The 4,876-nt window shown below is 35.4% G+C and carries 6 protein-coding genes; 4 read left to right on the plus strand and 2 right to left on the minus strand.

Annotation, left to right across the window (positions count from 1 at the left end; genetic code table 11):
- The first annotated feature begins 395 nt into the window (after positions 1 to 395).
- Positions 396 to 2,090 carry a methyl-accepting chemotaxis protein gene (locus tag ABS911_RS14300; protein WP_350468118.1) on the plus strand — a complete coding sequence of 565 codons (1,695 nt, stop codon included), beginning with the start codon at positions 396 to 398 and terminating at the stop codon, positions 2,088 to 2,090.
- Positions 2,091 to 2,518: 428 nt separating this feature from the next.
- On the opposite strand, the gene ABS911_RS14305 is transcribed toward ABS911_RS14300, so the two are convergent.
- On the minus strand, positions 2,519 to 2,962 hold the full coding sequence (locus tag ABS911_RS14305; RefSeq protein ID WP_350468119.1) for a YaiI/YqxD family protein: 444 nt from the start codon (positions 2,960 to 2,962) through the stop codon (positions 2,519 to 2,521).
- Positions 2,963 to 3,066: 104 nt separating this feature from the next.
- Between ABS911_RS14305 and ABS911_RS14310 the strand changes: the two genes are divergently transcribed.
- The 3 genes from ABS911_RS14310 to ABS911_RS14320 all read left to right on the plus strand — a co-directional run bounded on the left by ABS911_RS14310 (position 3,067) and on the right by ABS911_RS14320 (position 4,434).
- Entirely contained in the window at positions 3,067 to 3,489 is a 423-nt protein-coding gene (locus ABS911_RS14310) for a secondary thiamine-phosphate synthase enzyme YjbQ (RefSeq protein ID WP_350450936.1), read from the plus strand.
- 77 nt (positions 3,490 to 3,566) lie between these two features.
- Positions 3,567 to 4,010: a MarR family winged helix-turn-helix transcriptional regulator gene (locus tag ABS911_RS14315; RefSeq protein ID WP_350450937.1), complete on the plus strand. Its 444-nt coding sequence runs from the start codon at positions 3,567 to 3,569 to the stop codon at positions 4,008 to 4,010.
- Positions 4,003 to 4,434: an organic hydroperoxide resistance protein gene (locus ABS911_RS14320; RefSeq protein WP_350450938.1), complete on the plus strand. Its 432-nt coding sequence runs from the start codon at positions 4,003 to 4,005 to the stop codon at positions 4,432 to 4,434. Before ABS911_RS14315 ends, ABS911_RS14320 begins: the two co-directional genes overlap by 8 nt.
- 85 nt (positions 4,435 to 4,519) lie before the next feature.
- Here the strand turns inward: ABS911_RS14320 and ABS911_RS14325 are convergent.
- A partial coding sequence (locus ABS911_RS14325) for an arginine repressor (protein ID WP_350468120.1) occupies positions 4,520 to 4,876 on the minus strand: 357 nt, incomplete at its 5' end.

Here is a 4,876-nt window from a genome sequence, read left to right on the forward strand (position 1 = left end):
TCAGAAGAGTCTGCTGCTGGAATCGAAGAAACTTCAGCTGCTTCACAAGAAATCACGAGTTCTATGGAAGAAGTTGCCGGGAATTCAGAACAATTGGCTGATTTGGCAAAAGGTTTAGCGGATATGGTTGATGAATTTAAACTCTAAACTAGTGGGAAATTTTTTCGAATAATAGGAGAATAAATAGAGTGGCTGGGAAATTTCTCCAGCCTCACTGCATGAATCGGCCATAATTATTTGATGGAATAAGAACTATAGGATTGTCTTTTTGATAAGAGGCAAAGGAGTAAAGGTACAAAATCAGTTCTTTAAGAATAAAAAAGGGAGTTAGTGATCAAGAGTTTTGTATAATGCAACAACTCTTGATCAGCTAACAAATAAGAGGGAGCAAAAAAATGAAAAAGATGTTTCAGTTTAAAAGTATTCGAGCGAAAATTTTAGCAGGTTTTGCAATTACCACCGTATTTATGTTGATCGTAACTTTTTATACAATCGTAGCCTTAAATAGAACAAATGGGTCAATGAAAGAAATTTTAGAAGAAGAAATGGATTTATTAATAGTAGATGAAAAATTGGCAACAAATATGAATAAACGAACAAGTTTATTAAGAGGTTTCATGTTATATGAAGATGAAACCTATAGAGAAGAATTTGAATCAGAAACGGCTTTAAGTATTGAATTAGAAAATACAGCTTTAGATTTAAGTGATTCTAAAGAATTAAATGACTTGATCAGTAAAAAAGTCGAATGGGGTATGCTTACTGATGAAGCTTTAGCTGAGTACGATAAAGGAAATACAAATAGAGTAAACGAAATCATGACAGAAGAAGCACTTCCGATTGAAAGAGAATTGACTGCTGGTTTTTCAAAATTAGCTGATGAACGGGAAGAAGAAATCACCAAAATTGGCGAACAAGTGATCAAAAATGGAGATCGAGTTGAATTGGTCAGCTTTATCATGATGGTTTTTGTATTGGTATTGTCTGTATTAATAGCCTATTTAACGTCTCTCACTATTACCAAACCAATGCACGTTGTTATGAAAAGAATGCAAGCTATTTCTGCGGGTGATCTTAGTTTAGAACCACTAGAAGTAACCGAAAAAGATGAAACGGGAAAACTAAGTATCTCTATGAATAAAATGCAAAAAACGGTCAAAAGCGTTATGCAGGGTATTGCTAATGCAACTGAAGAATTGAATAGCCATAGTGAAGAGCTGACACAATCTGCCAGTGAAGTTAAGTCAGGTTCTGAGCAAGTAGCTATAACAATGCAAGAGTTAGCAACAGGATCAGAGACACAAGCAACAACTGCTAGTAATTTAGCTGTTGTCATGGAAAATTTCACTAAAAAAGTCCAAAGTACGAATAAGAGTGGCGAAAAAATCAAAGAATCTTCAATGGGCGTATTGACGATGACTAGTGAAGGAAAGCAGTATATGGAAGATTCCAGTCGTCAAATGGCTAAAATCGATGAAATCGTTCAAGATGCTGTAGCGAAAATGACTACTTTAGACAATCAAACTCAAGAGATCAATAATTTAGTCGTGATCATCCAAAAAATTGCGGATCAAACTAATTTATTAGCTTTAAATGCAGCAATTGAAGCAGCACGTGCTGGCGAACATGGTAGAGGATTTGCTGTGGTTGCTGATGAAGTCCGTAAATTAGCTGAACAAGTGGCAGTTTCTATCGCAGATATTACTGGATTTGTTGAAAAGATACAAGCGGAGTCTAAACGAGTAAGTGATTCATTGCAAACGGGTTATGTTGAAGTAGAAGAAGGAACAAGTCAAATTGCTAAGACCGGTCAAACGTTTAATCAGATCAATGCTTCTGTTACTACTATGGTAGATGGAATCAAAGGAATCTCTGATAACTTGGAAAGCATCAAAGTTAATAGCGAAATCATGAATAGCTCCATTGAAGAAATTGCATCTGTTTCAGAAGAATCGGCTGCTGGAGTTGAACAGACATCTGCAGCTTCACAACAAATTACGAGCTCTATGGAGGAAGTTGCTGGAAGTTCAGAACAACTTGCCAACCTAGCTGAAAACCTCACTGAAATGGTTAGTCACTTTAAACTATAAAAAAATAGATAGAAATTAAGTTAAAATGAAGCTTGATTTCTTATCAGTTTTTTGAATAGGCTGTTTATTCTAAAACGTGCTCCAAAAAGCAGACCCGACGTCCACTTCACGAATAATGCTCGATGGTCGATGACCATACTGCGCTTATTCGCTCCAGTGATTCGGGTCTAAACGCTTTTTTTACCACTCTCCTCTTTTTAGTGCCTCACTTAGACGTGGAACTAACTTTCATGGGGAAGTGAAGCTCATTTTAGGCGTCACTCATCCGTGGAGAGTCGTTTCACAGATCAGTAAAGCTACTTTTAGGTCCCACTCTTCCATGAAATGCCCCTTCACGAAAGAGTAGGACCTTCCGGTGACGGCAAAACAATTGATACAAAAAACATTCCAATTTCTGATGAAGAAACCATCAAAATAGGAATGTTTTTTTATACAGTAGCAAGAAGTTCTTTGAATCGTTGTCTAAATTCTCTACGGTTCTCATCTGTAAATGGTTTTGGACCCTTTGTTCGTTTGCCGCTTTTTCGAACCATAGCACTCAAATAACGGGATTGCAGCAATTGATCGATATTTTCTGAGGTGTACGTATATCCTGTATGGTGAAGAACAGTACACCCTTTTCCTAATCCTAACGAAGCTAGACCGTAATCTTGTGTGATAAGGATATCGCCTTTTTCGATTAATTTTATGATCCGATAATCTGCAGCTTCAGCTCCCGTATCAACATAAACGGTATTTACTCCCGCAGGCTGCTCTTTGGTCGAGAAGTGCGAGATACTGGTTACAAGTGTGACAGGAATGTTCTTTGCTAAAGCTTCTTCAATAATAATATTTTTTACTGGACAGGCATCTGCATCGATATAAATCTGCAAGATTTCACCGACTTTCTACTTATTTTTATTCTCTTAGTATATCAGTTTCTAGCGTATATGTTTAGGATTACTTTAGAATACTGTATGATGGAGGAAAAGAGGAAATGGAGCTGAATAACATGACCAATAACCTTTATACATTTGAGCTTTCAACAGAAGAAAAACAATCGTTTATAAACATTGATGAGTATTTGCAACAAGCTTTATCTAGAAGTGGGATAAAGAATGGACTAATGTTAGTATTTTGCCCCCATACTACAGCAGCGATCACCATTAATGAAAATGCAGATCCAGATGTCAAAACGGATCTGAGTTTAGGATTAAACCAGACGTTTCCCAATAAAGAAGAGTATATACATATGGAAGGAAACTCAGATGGGCATATGAAATCTTCCGTTCTAGGGGCAAGTGAAACCTTAATAATCTCTAAGGGATGTTTGATTTTAGGGACATGGCAAAGTCTTTATTTTTGTGAATTTGACGGGCCGAGAGAACGAAATTTTATGGTGAAAATCATTGAAGGATAGAAAGCTAAAAACTATTGTAATTTAAAATTAAATAGTGTACAATTTAATTGTGCACAACTTATTTAGGAGGAACAAGTATGGAAGGAAACAACTTTTTGCTAGAAGAACAGTTATGTTTTTCTACTTATTCTTTATCGAAACAGTTTACGAAACTTTATCGTCCGGTATTAGAACCCTTTTCTCTTACGTATACTCAATATGTCACATTGCTTGTACTATGGGAAGAATCTGGGCTGAGTGTTCAATCATTAGGAACTAGACTTGGACTGGATAGTGGAACTTTAACACCGATGCTGAAGCGAATGGAAGCAAATGGATTTATTACTCGAAATCGTCATCCGGAAGATGAAAGAAGAGTAATCATTGCGACTACTTCAAAAGCTGATGATTTAAAGGATGAGTTGCTTGAGAAGGTTTCTGCCTGCCTAGACCTGTTAAATTTGGATGAAAAAGAATATTTTGACATTTTAGGAAAAATAAATGAACTAACAAAAATTTTAGGAGGAATTAATCATGACTGAATCAAAATTAATGTACCAAACAACTGCAATCAATACTGGTGGACGTAACGGTGAAAGTCGTTTACCTGATGGTTCTTTTTCTGTGAAAGTATCTACTCCAAAACAAATGGGGGGACCTGGTCAAGGAACCAACCCAGAACAATTATTTGCATTAGGTTACAGTGCATGCTTCAATTCAGCACTAGAAATTATGATTCAACAAGCTAAAATTCAAGCTAAATCAGAAGTAACTGCAGAAGTTTCTTTAAATTCAGACCCTACAGATAATGGTTTCAAACTATCTGTTGTACTTACTGTTGCTATTGAAGGACAAGATCTTGAAACAACCCAAGAATTAGCAGAAAAAGCACATGCATTCTGTCCATATTCTAAAGCTGTTCAAAACAATATTAATGTTGATATAAAAGCGATAGAATACAAATAAAATTGTAACAAATTAAAAACTAATCTGAAAAAGTGAGGTGTAAAAACCCCTTTTGTTCAGGTTAGTTTTTTTTATGTAAATTTTTTTAAAATAAAGGAGCTAATTTTTTTTCTAAATCATCAGTAGATTGCTCAAGAATAATATCAGACAAACAAGTACACAATAGTTGAGCTTCTTGTTCTGTATTTAAAATGATCAAACAAGTATCGAAACTAGCAATTGTACCAGCAATGGCCGGTATCTTTAATTCATCAATCAGAGAAGCAATAATTCTTGGATGAGTAGGACGAACAAAAAGGACAACAAAAAAATTGATACACTTTATGCTTATTGCGTAGTTATGTAACGCTTTTTCTAGTCTATAATATAGACTTTTTTCGAGAAAAGCGTCGTGGAAAAATGTATATTTTGTTGTTCGGTCTAATTGTGTTACTTTGATTAA

This window comes from Carnobacterium sp., assembly GCF_040274425.1.